The sequence below is a fragment of the Devosia lacusdianchii genome (assembly GCF_022429625.1).
GTDB classification, from domain to species: Bacteria; Pseudomonadota; Alphaproteobacteria; order Rhizobiales; family Devosiaceae; genus Devosia; species Devosia lacusdianchii.
In genome coordinates this window covers 2,128,056-2,143,712 of record NZ_CP092483.1, presented here as the reverse complement: position 1 = coordinate 2,143,712, position 15,657 = coordinate 2,128,056, and the positions used below count along the sequence as shown (strand labels likewise).

Annotated in this window: 15 protein-coding genes; 4 read left to right on the top strand and 11 right to left on the bottom strand. The window is 62.6% G+C overall.

Going from position 1 to position 15,657, the window contains the following annotated elements:
- Positions 1 to 133: 133 nt before the first annotated feature.
- Positions 134 to 943 carry a nucleoside triphosphate pyrophosphohydrolase gene (mazG, locus tag MF606_RS10450; RefSeq protein ID WP_240233737.1) on the top strand — a complete coding sequence of 270 codons (810 nt, stop codon included), beginning with the start codon at positions 134 to 136 and terminating at the stop codon, positions 941 to 943.
- A 20-nt stretch (positions 944 to 963) separates the two neighbouring features.
- Here mazG and hflX read toward each other — a convergent pair whose 3' ends face one another.
- From hflX to MF606_RS10430, 4 genes are all read right to left on the bottom strand, one after another.
- A complete protein-coding gene (hflX, locus tag MF606_RS10445) occupies positions 964 to 2,337 on the bottom strand; it encodes a GTPase HflX (RefSeq protein ID WP_240233736.1) in 1,374 nt (457 codons plus the stop codon).
- Between the two features lie 9 nt (positions 2,338 to 2,346).
- Entirely contained in the window at positions 2,347 to 2,598 is a 252-nt protein-coding gene (hfq, locus tag MF606_RS10440) for an RNA chaperone Hfq (RefSeq protein ID WP_137151945.1), read from the bottom strand.
- A gap of 185 nt (positions 2,599 to 2,783) precedes the next feature.
- Positions 2,784 to 4,166, bottom strand: a complete 1,383-nt coding sequence (gene ntrX / locus MF606_RS10435) for a nitrogen assimilation response regulator NtrX (RefSeq protein WP_240233735.1) — start codon at positions 4,164 to 4,166, stop codon at positions 2,784 to 2,786.
- Positions 4,166 to 6,502 carry a sensor histidine kinase gene (locus MF606_RS10430; protein ID WP_240233734.1) on the bottom strand — a complete coding sequence of 779 codons (2,337 nt, stop codon included), beginning with the start codon at positions 6,500 to 6,502 and terminating at the stop codon, positions 4,166 to 4,168. The genes ntrX and MF606_RS10430 overlap by 1 nt, the downstream gene beginning before the upstream one ends.
- Before the next feature lie 301 nt (positions 6,503 to 6,803).
- Here MF606_RS10430 and MF606_RS10425 point away from each other — a divergent pair, with 301 nt between their 5' ends.
- Positions 6,804 to 7,706: a DMT family transporter gene (locus MF606_RS10425; RefSeq protein WP_240233733.1), complete on the top strand. Its 903-nt coding sequence runs from the start codon at positions 6,804 to 6,806 to the stop codon at positions 7,704 to 7,706.
- On the opposite strand, the gene MF606_RS10420 is transcribed toward MF606_RS10425, so the two are convergent.
- The 4 genes from MF606_RS10420 to dusB form a co-directional block, all read right to left on the bottom strand.
- Positions 7,703 to 8,137, bottom strand: coding sequence for a VOC family protein (locus tag MF606_RS10420; protein WP_240233732.1), 435 nt, complete (start codon positions 8,135 to 8,137; stop codon positions 7,703 to 7,705). The two genes, MF606_RS10425 and MF606_RS10420, sit on opposite strands and share 4 nt — an antisense overlap.
- A gap of 95 nt (positions 8,138 to 8,232) precedes the next feature.
- The gene (gene ntrC, locus MF606_RS10415; RefSeq protein WP_240233731.1) at positions 8,233 to 9,681 is read right to left on the bottom strand and encodes a nitrogen regulation protein NR(I); all 1,449 of its coding nucleotides are present in this window, start codon (positions 9,679 to 9,681) and stop codon (positions 8,233 to 8,235) included.
- The gene (locus MF606_RS10410) at positions 9,678 to 10,814 is read right to left on the bottom strand and encodes a two-component system sensor histidine kinase NtrB (protein ID WP_240233730.1); all 1,137 of its coding nucleotides are present in this window, start codon (positions 10,812 to 10,814) and stop codon (positions 9,678 to 9,680) included. The genes ntrC and MF606_RS10410 overlap by 4 nt, the downstream gene beginning before the upstream one ends.
- A complete protein-coding gene (gene dusB, locus MF606_RS10405) occupies positions 10,811 to 11,812 on the bottom strand; it encodes a tRNA dihydrouridine synthase DusB (protein WP_240233729.1) in 1,002 nt (333 codons plus the stop codon). The genes MF606_RS10410 and dusB overlap by 4 nt, the downstream gene beginning before the upstream one ends.
- A gap of 180 nt (positions 11,813 to 11,992) precedes the next feature.
- Here dusB and MF606_RS10400 point away from each other — a divergent pair, with 180 nt between their 5' ends.
- Both MF606_RS10400 and MF606_RS10395 read left to right on the top strand, forming a co-directional pair.
- Complete coding sequence (locus MF606_RS10400; protein ID WP_240233728.1) at positions 11,993 to 13,183, top strand: bifunctional 2-C-methyl-D-erythritol 4-phosphate cytidylyltransferase/2-C-methyl-D-erythritol 2,4-cyclodiphosphate synthase; 1,191 nt, start codon at positions 11,993 to 11,995, stop codon at positions 13,181 to 13,183.
- Entirely contained in the window at positions 13,183 to 13,683 is a 501-nt protein-coding gene (locus tag MF606_RS10395; RefSeq protein WP_240233727.1) for a CinA family protein, read from the top strand. The genes MF606_RS10400 and MF606_RS10395 overlap by 1 nt, the downstream gene beginning before the upstream one ends.
- A 123-nt stretch (positions 13,684 to 13,806) precedes the next feature.
- On the opposite strand, the gene MF606_RS10390 is transcribed toward MF606_RS10395, so the two are convergent.
- From MF606_RS10390 to MF606_RS10380, 3 genes are all read right to left on the bottom strand, one after another.
- Positions 13,807 to 14,250 (bottom strand): type II toxin-antitoxin system RatA family toxin, encoded by a 444-nt coding sequence (locus MF606_RS10390; protein ID WP_240233726.1) that lies wholly within the window; start codon positions 14,248 to 14,250, stop codon positions 13,807 to 13,809.
- A gap of 149 nt (positions 14,251 to 14,399) precedes the next feature.
- Positions 14,400 to 15,353 carry a lipoyl synthase gene (lipA, locus tag MF606_RS10385; protein WP_240233725.1) on the bottom strand — a complete coding sequence of 318 codons (954 nt, stop codon included), beginning with the start codon at positions 15,351 to 15,353 and terminating at the stop codon, positions 14,400 to 14,402.
- A gap of 15 nt (positions 15,354 to 15,368) precedes the next feature.
- Positions 15,369 to 15,626, bottom strand: a complete 258-nt coding sequence (locus MF606_RS10380) for a GlsB/YeaQ/YmgE family stress response membrane protein (RefSeq protein WP_240233831.1) — start codon at positions 15,624 to 15,626, stop codon at positions 15,369 to 15,371.
- Between the last annotated feature and the right edge of the window lie 31 nt (positions 15,627 to 15,657).

Sequence of the window (15,657 nt, the reverse complement as noted above, 5' to 3'; positions counted from 1 at the left end):
GTTTGCGCCCCTTTCATCTCAGGAGTTTAGCTCAGCGCGACCATCGATTGAACCCCCGGCCCAGTCAGCCGGCGGGCGTGGCGTGCCAAAGGCTGATAGGCTCCCCTGCCGATTCCCAGCTTCGAGCCCAGCCATGCAGCCCTCTCGCGATATTTCCCGCCTCATCGAGATTATGTCCGCTTTGCGCAATCCGGTCGGTGGTTGCCCGTGGGATCTGGAGCAGGATTTCTCGACCATTCGGCACTATACGATAGAGGAAGCCTATGAGGTAGCTGACGCGATCGAACGCCAGGATTTTGGCGATTTGCGCGAGGAGCTGGGCGACCTGCTGCTACAGCCGATCTACCACGCCCAAATGGCGAGCGAGGCTGGGCACTTCGATATTGGCGACGTGATCTATGGCATCACGGAGAAACTGATCCGGCGACATCCGCATGTGTTTGGCGAGGTGAAGGCCGATGATTCCGACATGGCGAAGGGCCGCTGGGAGGCCATCAAGGTCGAGGAGCGTGCCGCCAAAGCTGCCCGCAAGGGTGAGACCGAGCCGTCGCTGCTGGACGATGTTCCCAACGTGCTCCCTGCCCTGGCTCGGGCAGAAAAGCTGACCAAACGGGCAGCCAAGGTTGGCTTCGACTGGCCGGATTTCGCGGCGGTGAAGGAAAAGGTCGATGAAGAGCTGAGCGAGGTCGCCGAGGCGCAGGCTTCTGGCGACAAGGCGGCCGTGCATGAAGAGATTGGCGACCTGCTGTTCGCCGTCGCCAATCTGGCGCGCCATGCCGGCGTCGATGCCGAGGCGGCGCTGCGCGACGCGAACTTCAAGTTCACCCGCCGCTTCCACCATGTCGAGGCGCGCTGCCGCGAAGACGGCGTGGAGCCTAAGGATGCCGGACTGGAGCGCCTGGATGCCTACTGGAACGAGGTTCGGACGGCGGACAAGGCCTAGCAGGCCCCTGTCCGTTCATCCTAAGCGTCTGAGCTTTCGATGCGACCGTTGAAGCGTTCGAGGAAGGCGGCCTTGTGCCGGGGTTCGACGCGGACGACGAAGCCGGAGCCGATTTCGGTCGGCTCATCGCGCGAGATGATTTCCGAGTGTGCGTGCAACCAGCCGATATCAGCGCCGGCCGTGTGTGGCACGTGTACGTGGTAGGTGCGGCTCTTTTCTCCGAGCGCTGTTTCTATGGCCAGCTTCAGGGCGTCAAGCCCCTGCCCCGTGACGGCAGACACTGGCACCACGCCGGCGACTTTGCCCGCCGGTGCTATGCCGGCGAGCATGTCCTCGACCGGCAGATCGGCCTGGCCAAGCAGGTCGATCTTGTTCCAGACTTCGATGATCGGTGTCTTTTCGGCTGAAACGCCGAGTTCGCCCAGAACCTTAAGCACGTCGAGCGCTTGGGCCGAGTGATCGGGGTTGGAAATGTCGCGCGCATGCAGGATCACGTCGGCGTCCAGCACTTCCTCGAGCGTGGCGCGGAAGGCCGCAACCAGATCGGTGGGCAGATCGGCGACGAAGCCGACCGTGTCGCTAAGCATGATTTCGCGGCCATGCGGCAGTTCGAGCTTGCGCACGGTCGTGTCGAGGGTGGCGAACAGCAGGTCCTTGGCGAAGACTTCCGAGCCGGTCATGGCGTTGAACAGGCTCGACTTGCCCGCATTGGTGTAGCCGACCAGAGCTACGATCGGCGTGCCGCTGCGCTGCTGCCGCTGCTGGGCGCGGGTCTTCTTAACCTTTTCCAGCCGGTCTTCGAGCAGCACGATGCGGTCCATGATCTGGCGGCGGTCGCTCTCGATCTGCGTCTCGCCGGGGCCACCCATGAAGCCATAGCCGCCGCTGCCGCGCTGGCGCTCGAGGTGGGTCCAGGAGCGGACGAGCCGCCCCTTCTGGTAGTTGAGGTGAGCCAGTTCGACCTGTAATACGCCTTCGCGCGTCGCTGCGCGTTCGCCGAAGATTTCGAGGATCAGCGCCGTGCGGTCCAGCACCTTGGCGCCGGTTTCCTTTTCCAGATTGCGCTGCTGGATGGCCGTGAGCGACGCGTCGACGAGCAGCAGATCCAGGTCGTCGGCCTTGACCCGTGCGGCGAAAGTCTCGGTGTGGCCGCCGCCGATGAAGGTCGCTGGCTTGATTTCACGGACCTTGATGACCTCGGAGAACACCACGTCCAGGCGGATAGCCTCGGCCAGCCCTTCGAATTCGGATTTGCGGGCTTCGATCGAGTGCTGGGAAATTTGGCCGCGTACGTCGGGAATGACCAGGCCGGCGCGGGCAAGCTGCTCGCGTCGGTCGATAAACGCCTTCGGGCCGCCCTTTTGGACGGCCTCTTCGTCGTCGAATTCGTTCATGAAGGTCCGTTAGTCGCTATCGTGGTTCTGCTCAGGATCGAACAACTGGATCGGCGCGCCGGGCATGATGGTCGAAATGGCGTGCTTATAGACCAACTGCGACTGCGCATCGCGGCGCAGCAGCAGGCAGAAATTGTCGAACCAGGTAATCACGCCCTGCAGTTTTACACCGTTCACGAGAAAGATCGTGACCGGAACTTTCTGCTTGCGCACGTGATTGAGGAAGGAGTCTTGGAGATTTTGTTGTTTTTCGCTGGGCATTTAGGCCTCTTTTTCGCGGCATTGCTTGTCGCTGTTGTCTTGCGCTTGCCTGCCAGTCAGCCGCAGGACTGCCGCCCAGTCCGCGCCGGCATGAAATTCATCATACGCTAAGCATTATGGCACAGTTGGCTTTTCGTGCCTACCCGCGCCAAGTGCATGGCACACCAGAAATTTTCAAACCATTTTCAGAGGCCTAGGGACTTGATCTTGCGATGGAGAGCACTGCGCTCCATGCCGACGAATTCCGCCGTCTTCGAAATGTTGCCGCCGAACCGCTCGATCTGCGCCAGCAGATATTGCCGCTCGAACACCTCGCGGGCGTCGCGCAGCGGCAGGCTCATCAGGTGCGCGGAGGCATCGGTGTCGCCGACCGTGGGCAGCACCTCGCCGATGTCCGAAGGCAGCATCGCGGCGGTGATGACGCCGTCGTCGGGCTGCTGATCCTTCATCAGAATCAAAAGCCGCTCGATGGAGTTGCGCAACTGCCGGGCATTGCCCGGCCATTCCTGCGCCTGCAGCACAGCAATAGCATCCTCGCCCACGGTCATGCGCTGCAAGTTGTGCATGCGGCATACCTGTTCGATGAAGACGCTGACCAAAGGCGGTACGTCTTCGCGGCGCTCCTTGAGCGGCGTCATCGGTAGCGGCACGATCGACAGGCGGTGGAACAGGTCCGAGCGGAACTCGCCAGCGTCGATCTGGGCCGCGACATTCTGCGAGCTGGCAGAGATGATCCGCACGTCGATCGGCACGGCCTGGGTGCCGCCTACGCGGTTGAAGCGGTTCTCGACCAGGGTGCGCAGCAAAGCTGCCTGTGTCGCCTGCGGCAGGGTCGTCACCTCCGACAGGTAGAGCGTGCCGCCATGCGCCTTTTCCAGTGCACCGACCTCAACCTTGAGGATGCCGGTCTTCTCGCGTGCCTCGCGGCCGAACAGCACCACCGGGACTTCCTCAGGCGCGTAGAGCGAGGCGTTGATTTCGACGAAGGGTGCCTCCGCGCGCGGGCTGCGCTGATGGATCAGGCGGGCGACCAATCCCTTCCCTGCCCCTGATGGGCCGGAAATAAAGATACGCGAGTTTGTCGGCGCTGATTTTTCGATGATGCCGCGGATTTGCTGCAGGGCCGGGGAGGTGCCGACCATGTCGGCGCTCTTGGTCGCAGAACGTTCCTTGAGTTCGGCTACTTCGTTGCGCAGCCGCGTGGCTTCCATGGCCCGCTGGGTGATGTGCAGCAGCCGGTCGATCTTGAAGGGCTTTTCGATGTAATCATAGGCGCCGCGCCGGATGGCCGAAACGGCGGTTTCGACATTGCCGTGGCCAGAGATCATCACCACGGGCATATCCGGGTGCTGGCTCTGGAACACGTCGAGCAACTGTAGCCCGTCGAGACGTGAGCCCTGCATCCAGATGTCCAGGAACACCAGGCTGGGGCGGCGTCGCGCGATTTCGTTGAGCCCGCTATCGGCATCGTGCGCCTGACGAGTTTCGAAACCTTCGTCTTCCAGGATGCCGGCAATCAGGTCGCGGATGTCGTCTTCGTCGTCGATTATGAGAATGTCGAGTGCCATTACTTGTGAACCGCGGCCTGAGCCAACGGTTCCTCCTGTTTGACGGATTGGGTCTCCGGCTCAGCCGAGTCCTTCGTATCCGACGTCTTGTTCGGTGATTGCAAAGGCAGTGTGAAGGTCACGCAAGCGCCCACCCTGCCCGTTTCGTCAGGTTCGGCATCGACCAGCTCCACGATGCCGCCATGCTGCTCGATGATCTTTGCGACGATTGCGAGGCCAAGGCCCGTGCCCTTCTCCCGCGTCGTCATATAGGGCTCCAGCAGGCGCTGCCGGTTCTCCTTGGGCCAACCCTTGCCGTTATCCGAGACGGAAATGCGGGCGTGAGCGCCCTCGATCTGTCCCTGGACGAGGATTTTGGGCTTCCAATCTTCGGATATATGAATTGATTCAAATGCTTCAACTGCGTTTTTAATCAGATTTGTGAGTGATTGCGAAATCAGGCGGCTGTCGAACCACGCATATATGGCATCCGCGGGCAAATCGGTATGGATGCTGATCTCCGGAAGCCTGACGCTTTCAAGAAATACAGCCTGCCGGACCGTATCGGACAGGTCGGCCATTTCGGGCGCTGCCTCTGGCATGCGGGCGAAGGCAGAGAATTCGTCGACCATGCGACCGATGTCGCCGACTTGGCGGACGATGGTATTGATGCACTTGTCGAAGACGTCGCGGTCGTCTTCCAGCCGCGCGCCGTAACGCCGGCGCAGGCGTTCGGCCGAAAGCTGGATTGGCGTCAGCGGGTTCTTGATCTCGTGGGCGATACGCCGCGCCACGTCGGCCCAGGCGCTGGTGCGCTGGGCGGACTCGAGATCGGTGATGTCATCGAAGGTCAGCACATAACCCTTGGATTCGGTAATGGACCCTTCGCGGGTCAACTGCACCTGGTAGGTACGGCGATCGGTTTCGTTGCCGAGCTGGATCTGGTCGCGCACCTGGCCCCTTCGGGCCGAGCGCGCGCGCTCCAGCGTCGGCGCCAGCTGCGGCATGACCTTCTCGATGGGCTCACCCATCAGGTCGATTTCATCGCGGTCGAGCATTTCGCAGGCGCGCGCATTGACCAGTGTCACCGCGCCATAGGGGTCTAGTCCGATAATGCCGGCCGACACGCCCTCCACCACCGCTTCGGTGAACTGGCGGCGCTTTTCGTTCATCTCGCTGGCGGTGAGCAGAGCCTCACGTTGATTTTTAAGTTGCAGCGTCATACGGTTGAAACCGTTGGACAAATCACGCAGGTCGCCCCTGCCCTCCTGCACCGGAACCTGCACATCCAGATCGCCGCTGCTGACGCGGTTGGAGGCGATCATGAGGTTTCTGATGGGGTCGACGAAGCGATTGGCCAATGCGATGCCGATCCACAGAGCCGCCAGCAGCAGCACCACCGCCAAGCCCACATACATGATGGTAAAGGTGATCTGGAACACCAGCCGGTTGGACGCATACTCGCGATACTCGGTGATGTTCTCGTCGGTCAGCCGCATATATTCGAGCACTTCGGCTTCCATCGGCCGAGCCACGAACAGATAGGTATCCTCGTAGCCACGCAGCTTGATGACCGAGCCGACCAGGTTGATGCGCCCGGGCGAAATGGCCGCGGGGATACCTTCCACCAGTCCCTGGGTGATGCCGTCCGGCAGCTTCGGGTAGGCCCCCTGCACGGCGATCTGGGCGCGCATCAGCGTTTCGCCCTCGGCATTGACCAGCGAAGTGAAGGGCAGCGACCGCGTCACCGCCAGCGCGGTCAGGATGCGCTGGAAGCGGTCGCGGTCTTCCTCGAACGTGCCATGGGCCTGCTCGAGTTCGGTGGCCACCCAGATTACGTCGTCGCGCAGCACCTGGGCGTGCTCCTGCATGTAGGAGCGCGCGACGAGGCGCGAGCTATCCACCATCTGGCGGGTGCGCTCGGAGAACCATTGGTCTAACCCCTGGTTCAGGGCGATGGTCGCGACCACGGCCACAATCGCCGCGGGAATAGCGGCCACCAGGGCAAACATGGTGACCATACGGATCTGCATGCCCGCGCCGGCCTGCTTCTGGGCGCGGGCCTGGATCAGCAGCGCTGCTTCGGTCACGACTAGCGCGATCATCAACAGCACGAGGACGCCGGTGACGATCCAGATCACGGTCCACACTGTCGTGGATGGTTCGATATTGGTGGTGCCGGACAGGATCAGGAACGAGATCGAGGACATCAGCACGGAGGCGAAGACCACGATAAAGCCCAGCACGCGCAGTGGCCGATTCGTCCGCCCGGAAAAGAACGAGGCGCGCTGAGGCTTCGCCGTTTCGGTCGCTTTCGAGGGTCCGAGATCTACGCCGATACTAGCTGCTTCGCTCATCCAATGCCGAATGGCACTCCATCTCCGCCGCGGGAGGCAGAGCCTGACCCAATTCGGCAGACCCTTCAAGATAAATGTTGCCAAAATGTGACACTGATCGCTGGCCGCCGTAAAACGGCGGTCAAAACGCGCCAATGGCGCGTGTTGAGGCGATCAGGTCCGGAGAGCTGCGCTCGCAGGGCCCGGACGCATTGCAAACGAGGCGCAAAAGGCCGTCAGGGAGCACCACAAACGCAGTGCTGGACAACCCCCGCGCCTACAGGCACATCACTGCCTATCCCACCTCGCTCCCGAGTCCCCCGTGTCCTCCCCCGCATCAGCCCGTGTTGAAACCGCAAGCCTTGCCGGCATGGCCTTGGGCGTGGGGGCCTACACACTGTTCGCGGTGCATGATGCGATGATCAAGGGAGTCATCACCGCCTTGCCCGCGCCGCAAATCCTGTTCGTGCGCGGCATGGTCATCGTTTTGCTCTGTCTCGCCATCAGCCGCGGTACCGTCGTCCGAGACCTCTGGCAGTCCAGGAACCGAACGCTGATCCTGGGGCGCGGCCTCATGACGCTCGCCGCCTGGGTCATGTACTACAGTTCCGGACGCGAGCTTCAGCTCGCCGAGATGACCACGCTCTATTACGTCGCGCCGGTGCTTACTACAGTTCTGGCCGTGATCTTTCTCAAGGAGCAGCTAACGCTGGCCCGAATAGGCGGGGCAGCGATCGGCTTTTTCGGCATTGTCGTGGCCGCTAATCCCACGGGCTTCACCATTGGCTGGCCGGTCATCATGGTTCTGGGTGCGGCCCTGTTCTGGGCCGTCGCAATGATCCTCATGCGCACCATATCCAAGAGTGACCGCACCATCGTGCAGGTCTTTGCGCAAAACCTGATCCACGTGGTGCTCATGGGCGTGGTGGCGCTACCATTCTGGCAGGGCATGGAGCTGCGCGAGATCGTGCTCTGCGTGGCCGCCGGCCTGATCGGCGGCCTGGCGCAATACATGCTGGTCGAGTCCGCAAGGGCGGTCCCGGCAAGCGTGCTCGGCACCGTGGAATACGGAGCGCTGATCTGGAGCTTCGTGTTTGGTTACCTGTTCTGGGCCGAAGTCCCCCCGACCACAGTCTATGTCGGCGCTTTCCTTGTCGTCGCCGCTGGCCTGACACTGGCGTTAAGCGAACACCGCAATCGCCGCGAGATCGTCGATACGCCTTAGAGTTCCTGGGCGAGGCCTATGAGAAGTCCTTCGGGGCCGCGGATGTAGCAAAGCCGATACGAGTCTTGATATTGTACCAGCTCGCCAACGAGCTGCGCGCCGTGCCTGCTGAGCCTTTCAACCGTCTCGTCGATGTCGTCCACCGTGAACATGACGCGGAGGTAGCCCAGGGCGTTGACCGGAGCGTTCCGGTGATCCGCGACGACCTCGGGCCTGAGGAAGCGGGAAAGCTCAAGCCGGCTATGGCCGTCGGGCGTACGCATCATGGCAATCTCGACATGCTGATCGCCAAGTCCGGTGACGCGGCCAGCCCATTCGCCTTCGACCGCGCCCTGCCCTTCGAGCTCGAGGCCGAGTTCGCGGAAGAAGTCGATCGCTAACGCAAGATCCTCAACGACGATCCCGACATTGTCCATCCGCTTGAGCGCCATGTTGCAACCTCCGAGTTCTTGCCCAGACCAGAGCTCAAGTCACGGAACGCCTCAACGGCCACTCCGTTTCAAATCGCTCCGAATGTCCGCGCGGCCTAGCCGTTGCGGCGGCTGTGCTTGACGATTTCGATGCTGTGGGTGCGGATTTTCTTGCGCAGGGTATTGCGGTTGAGGCCCAGCAGGTCGGCGGCCTTGATCTGGTTGCCGCCGCAGGCATTGAGCGCCATGGCGATCAGCGGCGCTTCGACGCGGTCGATTACGCGCTGATAAAGCCCCGCCGGCGGCAGGTTAGGCTCGTATTCGCGCAGCAGCTGGCCCACATGGGTCTCCACCGCCATGGATACGTCGACCGGCCCCGCAGTCCCGGGCACCGACGGGCGTTCAGCGATGTTGAGCTCGTTCTGGACGATCTCTGCCGAGATGGATTCATCGGCATAGAGCGCCGACAGTCGCCGCACGAGGTTTTCCAGCTCGCGGACGTTGCCCGGCCAGGAGTAGTTCTGCATCAGCCTGATGGCTTCAGGCGAGATGGACTTTACCGGCTCGCCCTCGCGTTGGGCCGCCTTGAGGAAGTGGATCGCCAGGTCGCCAACGTCGTCCACACGCTCCCGCAGCGGCGGCAGGCGGATCGGCACGACGTTGAGGCGGTAGTACAGGTCCTCGCGGAACAGGCCCTGACGGATCATCTGGCTGAGATCACGATGGGTCGCGGCGACGATGCGGACATTGGTCTTGATCGAGGATCGGCCCCCGACCATTGTGTACTCGCCTTCCTGCAAGACGCGCAGCAGGCGCGTCTGGGCATCCATCGGCATGTCGCCGATTTCGTCGAGGAACAGCGTGCCGCCCTCGGCCTGCTCGAAGCGGCCGGATGAACGGGTATTGGCGCCGGTGAACGCGCCCTTCTCGTGCCCGAACAGCTCCGCTTCGATCAGGTCGCGAGGAATGGCAGCCATGTTGATGGCGACGAATGGGCCATTGCGGCGCTTGCCGAAGTCGTGCAGCGCCCGGGCGACCAGCTCCTTGCCGGTGCCGCTCTCGCCGGTGATCATGACAGTGAGGTCGGTCTGCATCAGTCGCGCCAGGGCGCGGTAGATGTCCTGCATGGCCGTCGAGCGGCCGACCAGCGGCATGGTCTCGCCCGGTTCCTCGGCCTTCCGGTCGGCGCTCGTGGGCTTCTTTGCATCCGCCAAAGCTCGTGCCACCACCGACAGCACCTCGGTGATGTCGAAAGGCTTGGGCAGATATTCGTAGGCGCCGACCTCGGAGGCGCGAATGGCCGTCATGAAGGTATTCTGCGCGCTCATGACGATCATCGGCAGGTCGGGCCGCAGTTTCTTGATCTTGGGCATCACCTCAAAGGCGTTGCCATCGGGCATGGCGACGTCGGTGATGAGGATATCGCCCTCGCCCCGGCTCACCCAATTCCACATGGTCGAGATATTGCCTGTTGGGCGCACTTCGTAGCCGGCGCGAGTCAGCGCCTGGTTGAGCACCATGCGGATGGCGGCATCATCATCGGCGAGCAGGACGACATGGCTCATTTCGCCATTTCCTCTTCAAAAGGCATCTGGAAGGCCCCGCTCGCGACGGGAAGGAGAATGCGGAACTTGGTGCGGCCCGGGCGGCTGTCGCAGTCGATGACGCCGCCATGGTCGCCGACGATCTTGGCCACCAGTGCCAGGCCCAGGCCCGAGCCATTCTGCTTGGTGGTGACGAAGGGGTCGAACAGGAAGGGCAGAATGTCCGGCGGCACGCCCGGGCCGTTGTCCTCGATGATGATTTCGAGCGGCAGCGAGATGCGTTCGGAAACGCCCATCACGCTGATGCGAATGCCCGGACGGAAGGCCGTCGAGAACTTGATCTCTGGTTTCTGCGTACGCTCAAGGGCTTCGGAGGCGTTCTTCACCAGGTTGAGGAAGACCTGAATGAGCTGGTCACGGTTGCCGAAGACGGGTGGCAGTGACGGATCGTACTCCTCTGAGAAGGCAATGCCGCGTGCAACGCCGTTGCGGGCGAGCAGCTTAACGCGATCGAGCACGACGTGAATGTTGATCGGCTCGCGTTCCATGGGGCGCTCGTCACCGAACACTTCAACCCGGTCGATCAGGTGCACGATGCGGTCGGTTTCTTCGCGAATGAGCCGGGCCAGCGGGATTTCGTCGCTGTTGACGGTCTGCTCGAGCAATTGGGCAGCGCCACGGATGCCTGAGAGCGGGTTCTTGATCTCATGCGCCAGCATAGAAGCGAGACCCGTCACCGAGCGCGCTGCGCCGCGCGACACCATCTGCCGGTCGATCTTGTCGGCCATGGTGCGCTCCTGGATCAGCAGGGCAACGCGGCCGTCGCTATCCGATAGCGGGCTGGCGAACACATCAGCCACACGCTCATCGCCAAAGCGCGACGAGCCGACGCGGACGCGATATTCGGTCATCGGCGCACGCCGCAGGGCCACAGTTTCGACCAGCCCGATGATGGGTGAGCCGAAGGCGATCAGGTCATCCAGCCGCTGGCGGGTCAGCACGCTCAGCGATGCACCGAAAAAAGCCTCGGCGGCGTAGTTGACGAAGACAATCTGGCGCTCTTCGCCACAGACGATGATGGGCTGGGGTAGCGCCTGCAAGACGGCCGTTGATGGAATGGTTTCGGCGGCTGCAGCCTGCGGGATCGCGTTCATGCTGCTGCCTTCCACTCGCCCGAGAATATGGTGCCGATCATGCTGAGAACGTCCGCCGGCGTTTCGCTGTTGAGGAAGGCCGTGCGGGTGGGCTTGTCCAGCGCGATGCCGGCTGCCTCGGCGTACCAGTCGAGGTGCTTGCGGGCTGCGCGGAGCCCCACCGCGGTGCCGTAGTCGATCAGCATGCCTTCGTACTGCTCCGAGATCAGCGCCACGAGTTCAGCACCTTCAGGTGTTTCCGGGCCAGTTTCACCGGCCAGCGCCGCGCCGATCTGTCCAACGGCCCAGGGCCTGCCCTGTGCACCACGGCCGAGCATCACCGCCGCCGCGCCGGATTGCGCCAGCGCTTCGCGCGCAGCGGCCAGGTCGACGATGTCGCCATTGACGATAACAGGCACGTTCACGGCCTCGACAACCGCCCGCACCAGCTCCCAGCGAGCCGTACCCTTGTAGAATTGCTGCCGGGTCCGGCCGTGGACGGTGATCATCTTGACCCCGGCATCGACGGCTCGGCGCGCCATTTCTGGCGCATTGAGGCTGTCGTCGTCCCAGCCCAGGCGCATCTTGACCGTGACCGGCAGCGGCGTCGCCGCGACAACCGCATCGATCAAGGTCATCGCGTGGTCAGGAACGCGCATCAGCGCCGAACCGGCGAAGCCGTTGGTGACGCGCTTGGACGGGCAGCCGAAATTGATGTCGATGATGTCGGCGCCGGCATCGTGGGCGATCTGTGCGCCACGCCGCATCCACTCGGCCTCACAGCCAGCGAGCTGAACCATGTGCGGCAACACGGCCGGCTTGCCGAGGCGGCGGGCCATCTCGTGATTGCCGACGGCCAGCGCGTTGCTGGCAATCATCTCGGACACGACCATGCCGGCCCCAAAGCGCTCGGCGATCTTGCGAAAAGGGCGGTCGGTGATTCCGGCCATCGGCGCCAGAAAAGCACTGTTGCGAACCGTGTGGTTGCCGATGCTCAACTTGCAGGCACTTTCAGACACAAACTGCCCCAGAAATGGTCATTTTCAAATTGGTGCCTGCACAATAGTCAAAACAGCTGGCCGCGCAACACCTTATATGGTTGCTGTGACGGTTCGGCAGCCCTGCACTTGCCGCATGCCGGAGCGGGCGCTAGACCACGACTATGTGACGGTTTCAAGCCCATCGAGTGCCCGCCTGCCATGCGTCAAAAGTCTATTGCCGTCATCGTCGTAGCTGCTGGAAAGGGTGAGCGCGCCAGCGCCGCTGGATCGTCCGATCCCAAGCAGTATCGCATGGTTGGTGGCGTGCCGGTTCTGACCCGAACCATCCAGGCTTTCCTCGATATCCCCTATATCGAGAGGGTGCTGCCGGTCATCCACCCGGATCATGCGGATCGCTATGCCGCACTCGGCCTCGGTGACGATCGGCTTATGCCGCCGGTTGTCGGCGGCGCGTCACGGCAAGCCTCCGTTCTCGAAGGGCTCAAGGCTCTTGCCCCACTTCGCCCGGACCTCGTGTTGATCCAGGACGCTGCTCGTCCGTTTGCCGCGCCTGATGTGATTGGGGACGTCGTGGTCGTGCTGGAACAGTATGACGGCGCCCTGCCCGGTCTGCCCGTGACCGACACCATCAAGCGCACGCTGGATGGACGTCATGTCGCGGCAACGGAAGATCGCAGTCAGCTCGTCGCTGCACAGACGCCGCAGGGCTTCCGCTTCGGCCAGATATTTTCCGCCCATATGCGCGCCTCGACCATTCGCCGCCAGTTCACCGATGACGCCGAGATCGCCGAATGGGCCGGCCTCAGGGTCGCAATGGTCATGGGCGACCCGAGCAACATCAAGATCACCCATCCCGAAGACTTCGCCCGGGCGGAGCGGATCATCCACGGAGACCAGATCATGGAAACCCGCGTCGGCACCGGCTTTGACGTCCATCAGTTCGAGCCCGGTGACGCAGTATGGCTGGGTGGCGTCCGCATTCCTCACCGGGCCAAGCTCAAGGGCCATTCGGACGCTGACGTGGCCCTGCACGCCCTGACTGATGCCATTCTCGGCGCCATCGGCGAGGGCGATATCGGGGTGCACTTTCCGCCGTCCGATATGCAGTGGCGTGGCGTGGCGTCCACGGTCTTTCTCAAGCATGCCGGTGATCTTGTCGCTAAAGCGCGGGGACGTATCGTCAATCTGGACGTGACAATCGTCTGCGAAGCGCCGAGGATCGCTCAACACGTGCCGGCGATGCGGGGGGTAATCGCCGAAACGTTGGGGATCGCGGCCTCGCGGATCGCGATCAAGGCAACGACAAGCGAGACACTCGGGTTTACCGGGCGGGAGGAAGGTATCGTGGCGATGGCGAGCGCAAGTGTAGAAGTGCCGAGGGTCGACTAATGGCAGCCAAGGCAGTCCTCGATCCGGGCAAACAAATCATCAAAATTCTCACCGAAACCCAGAAGACGATCGTCACGGCGGAAAGCTGTACCGGGGGGATGATCGCCGCAGCCCTCACCGATATTCCGGGCGCCTCGGCCGCGGTTTATGGTGGGTATGTCACCTATGCCAATGCCGCTAAATCGCGGATGATCCACGTGCAGGCGCGCCTGATCCGTGACTACGGCGCCGTGAGCAACCAGGTGGCTCGCGCCATGGCCGATGGCGCGCGCAATACCGCTCGCGCTGACTTCGCGGTGGCCGTCACCGGCATTGCCGGTCCCGATGGCGGTAGCGACAAGAAGCCCGTCGGCCTCGTCTATGTCGCGGTATCTTCGGAACTGGCGACAGTCGTCATTGAACACAAGTTCGGCGACCTGGGCCGGGACGAGGTCCGCAAGGCCAGCGTCAAGGCCGCGCTCGATTTGGTCCTGCAGGTGCTGACCAGCGATCGGGATTAGCCCCTACCTCTCCCCCAAAGGGAGAGGTCGACCCTCTTGGGTCGGGTGAGGGGCCTTCCCCTTGCACCTCACCCACCCGGCGCTGCGCGCCGACCTCTCCCCCAAAGGGAGAGGTAAGATCCCTCAATTCCCAAATCGCCTATCAGCCTCGTCTGCAAAGGCCCGGATGATCTCTTCCTGTTTCGCCGCGAAGGCCGGTTCGGCCACGGCGGCGATGAAGGGGTTGGAGATCTTGAAGTCGATCTCGAACCGCACGCGCGTGCCCATGCCTTCGGGTTCGAACGTCCAGACGCTATCGAGATAGGCGAAAGGGCCGTCCACCGCCTTGGCGCGGATGGTCAGTGCAACCGGATCGATGGTGACCCGGCTGGTATAGGCCTGCGTGATCGGACCGAAAAACAGCGTCATCTTGGCCAGCAGAACATTAGCTCCATTGGCGGCCGGGTCCGGCCGCACTTCCATCGCCTTGCAGTTGGGAATGAAGCGCGGATAGTCGCTGAGATCCGAAACGATCTCGAACATGCGCTGCGGCAGATGGGAGACGTGGTGCTCGAAAAAACGCTTCATCGGGTTCTGACGGCTTTGTTTGTTGCTGACCAATGCATAACCACTGCGTCATTCCCGCGAAAGCGGGAATCCCCCCGCGGCGCGGCATAGTGGACGTGAGCTTACTGCCTTCGCGGGAATGACGCGGTGGATGGTATTGTGCGGCGCGCCTAATGCCCCAGCTTGGCCATCCGCGCCGCCTTGAGCGCGGCGAAGTCTTCGCCGGCATGGTGCGACGAGCGGGTCAGCGGGCTGGACGACACCAGCGAGAAGCCCTTGGCCGTCGCCACGGTGGCAAACGACTTGAACTCTTCCGGGGTCACGAAACGCTGCAGCGGATAGTGCTTCTTGGTCGGCTGCAGGTACTGGCCGATGGTGAGGAAATCGACATCGGCCGAGCGCAGGTCGTCCATCAGCTGGAGGACTTCGTTCCGCTCTTCGCCCAGGCCGACCATGATGCCGGATTTGGTGAACATGGTCGGGTCGAGTTCCTTGACCTTCTGCAGCAGTCGGATCGAGTGGAAATAGCGGGCGCCCGGACGGACCTTGAGATACTTGGACGGCACCGTCTCGAGGTTGTGGTTGAATACGTCGGGCTTGGCGGCCACGACGATCTCCAGCGCGCCGTCCTTGCGCAGGAAGTCCGGCGTCAGGATTTCGATAGTGGTCTTGGGGTTGCGGGCGCGGATGGCGAGGATCACGTCGGCAAAGTGCTGCGCGCCGCCATCCGCCAGGTCGTCGCGATCGACCGAGGTGATGACAACATGCTCGAGGCCGAGCTTCTGGACGGCGCTGGCGACCTTCTCGGGCTCGCTCGCATCCAGTGGGCCGGGCATGCCGGTGCGCACGTTGCAGAAGGCGCAGGCGCGGGTGCAGATTTCGCCCATGATCATCATGGTGGCATGCTTCTTGGACCAGCATTCCCCGATATTGGGGCAGCCGGCCTCTTCGCAGACCGTCACCAGCCCGTGCTCGCGCACGATCTGCTGGGTTTCCTTATAGACCGGCGATCCGGGCGCCTTGACGCGGATCCAATCCGGCTTTCGCAGCACCACGCTGTCGGGCCGGTTGGCCTTTTCGGGGTGACGGGGCTTGAGCGCGGAATTGTCGATCAGAGTGACCAAGGGATGTCCTGACTTCTAAGCAATCAGCCGTGCCAGTAGCACGACAATGATGGCACCGACCGTGGAGGTCACGATCTGGCGGACCAGATCGTTGCGGATACCGAGATCGATCCGCAGCGCCGTGAACAGATACCCTCCCACGAACGAACCGATCACCCCGCTGATGAGGAATGTGATCAGCCCGCCGCCTCCAACGATCAGACTGGCGAGAAAGCCCGCCAGAATGCCGATGCCGAGAAACACCAGGATGGCGCGATTATTGTTGCCGCCCATGGTGAAGCCTCCGCCCGTATTTTGCCGCTCT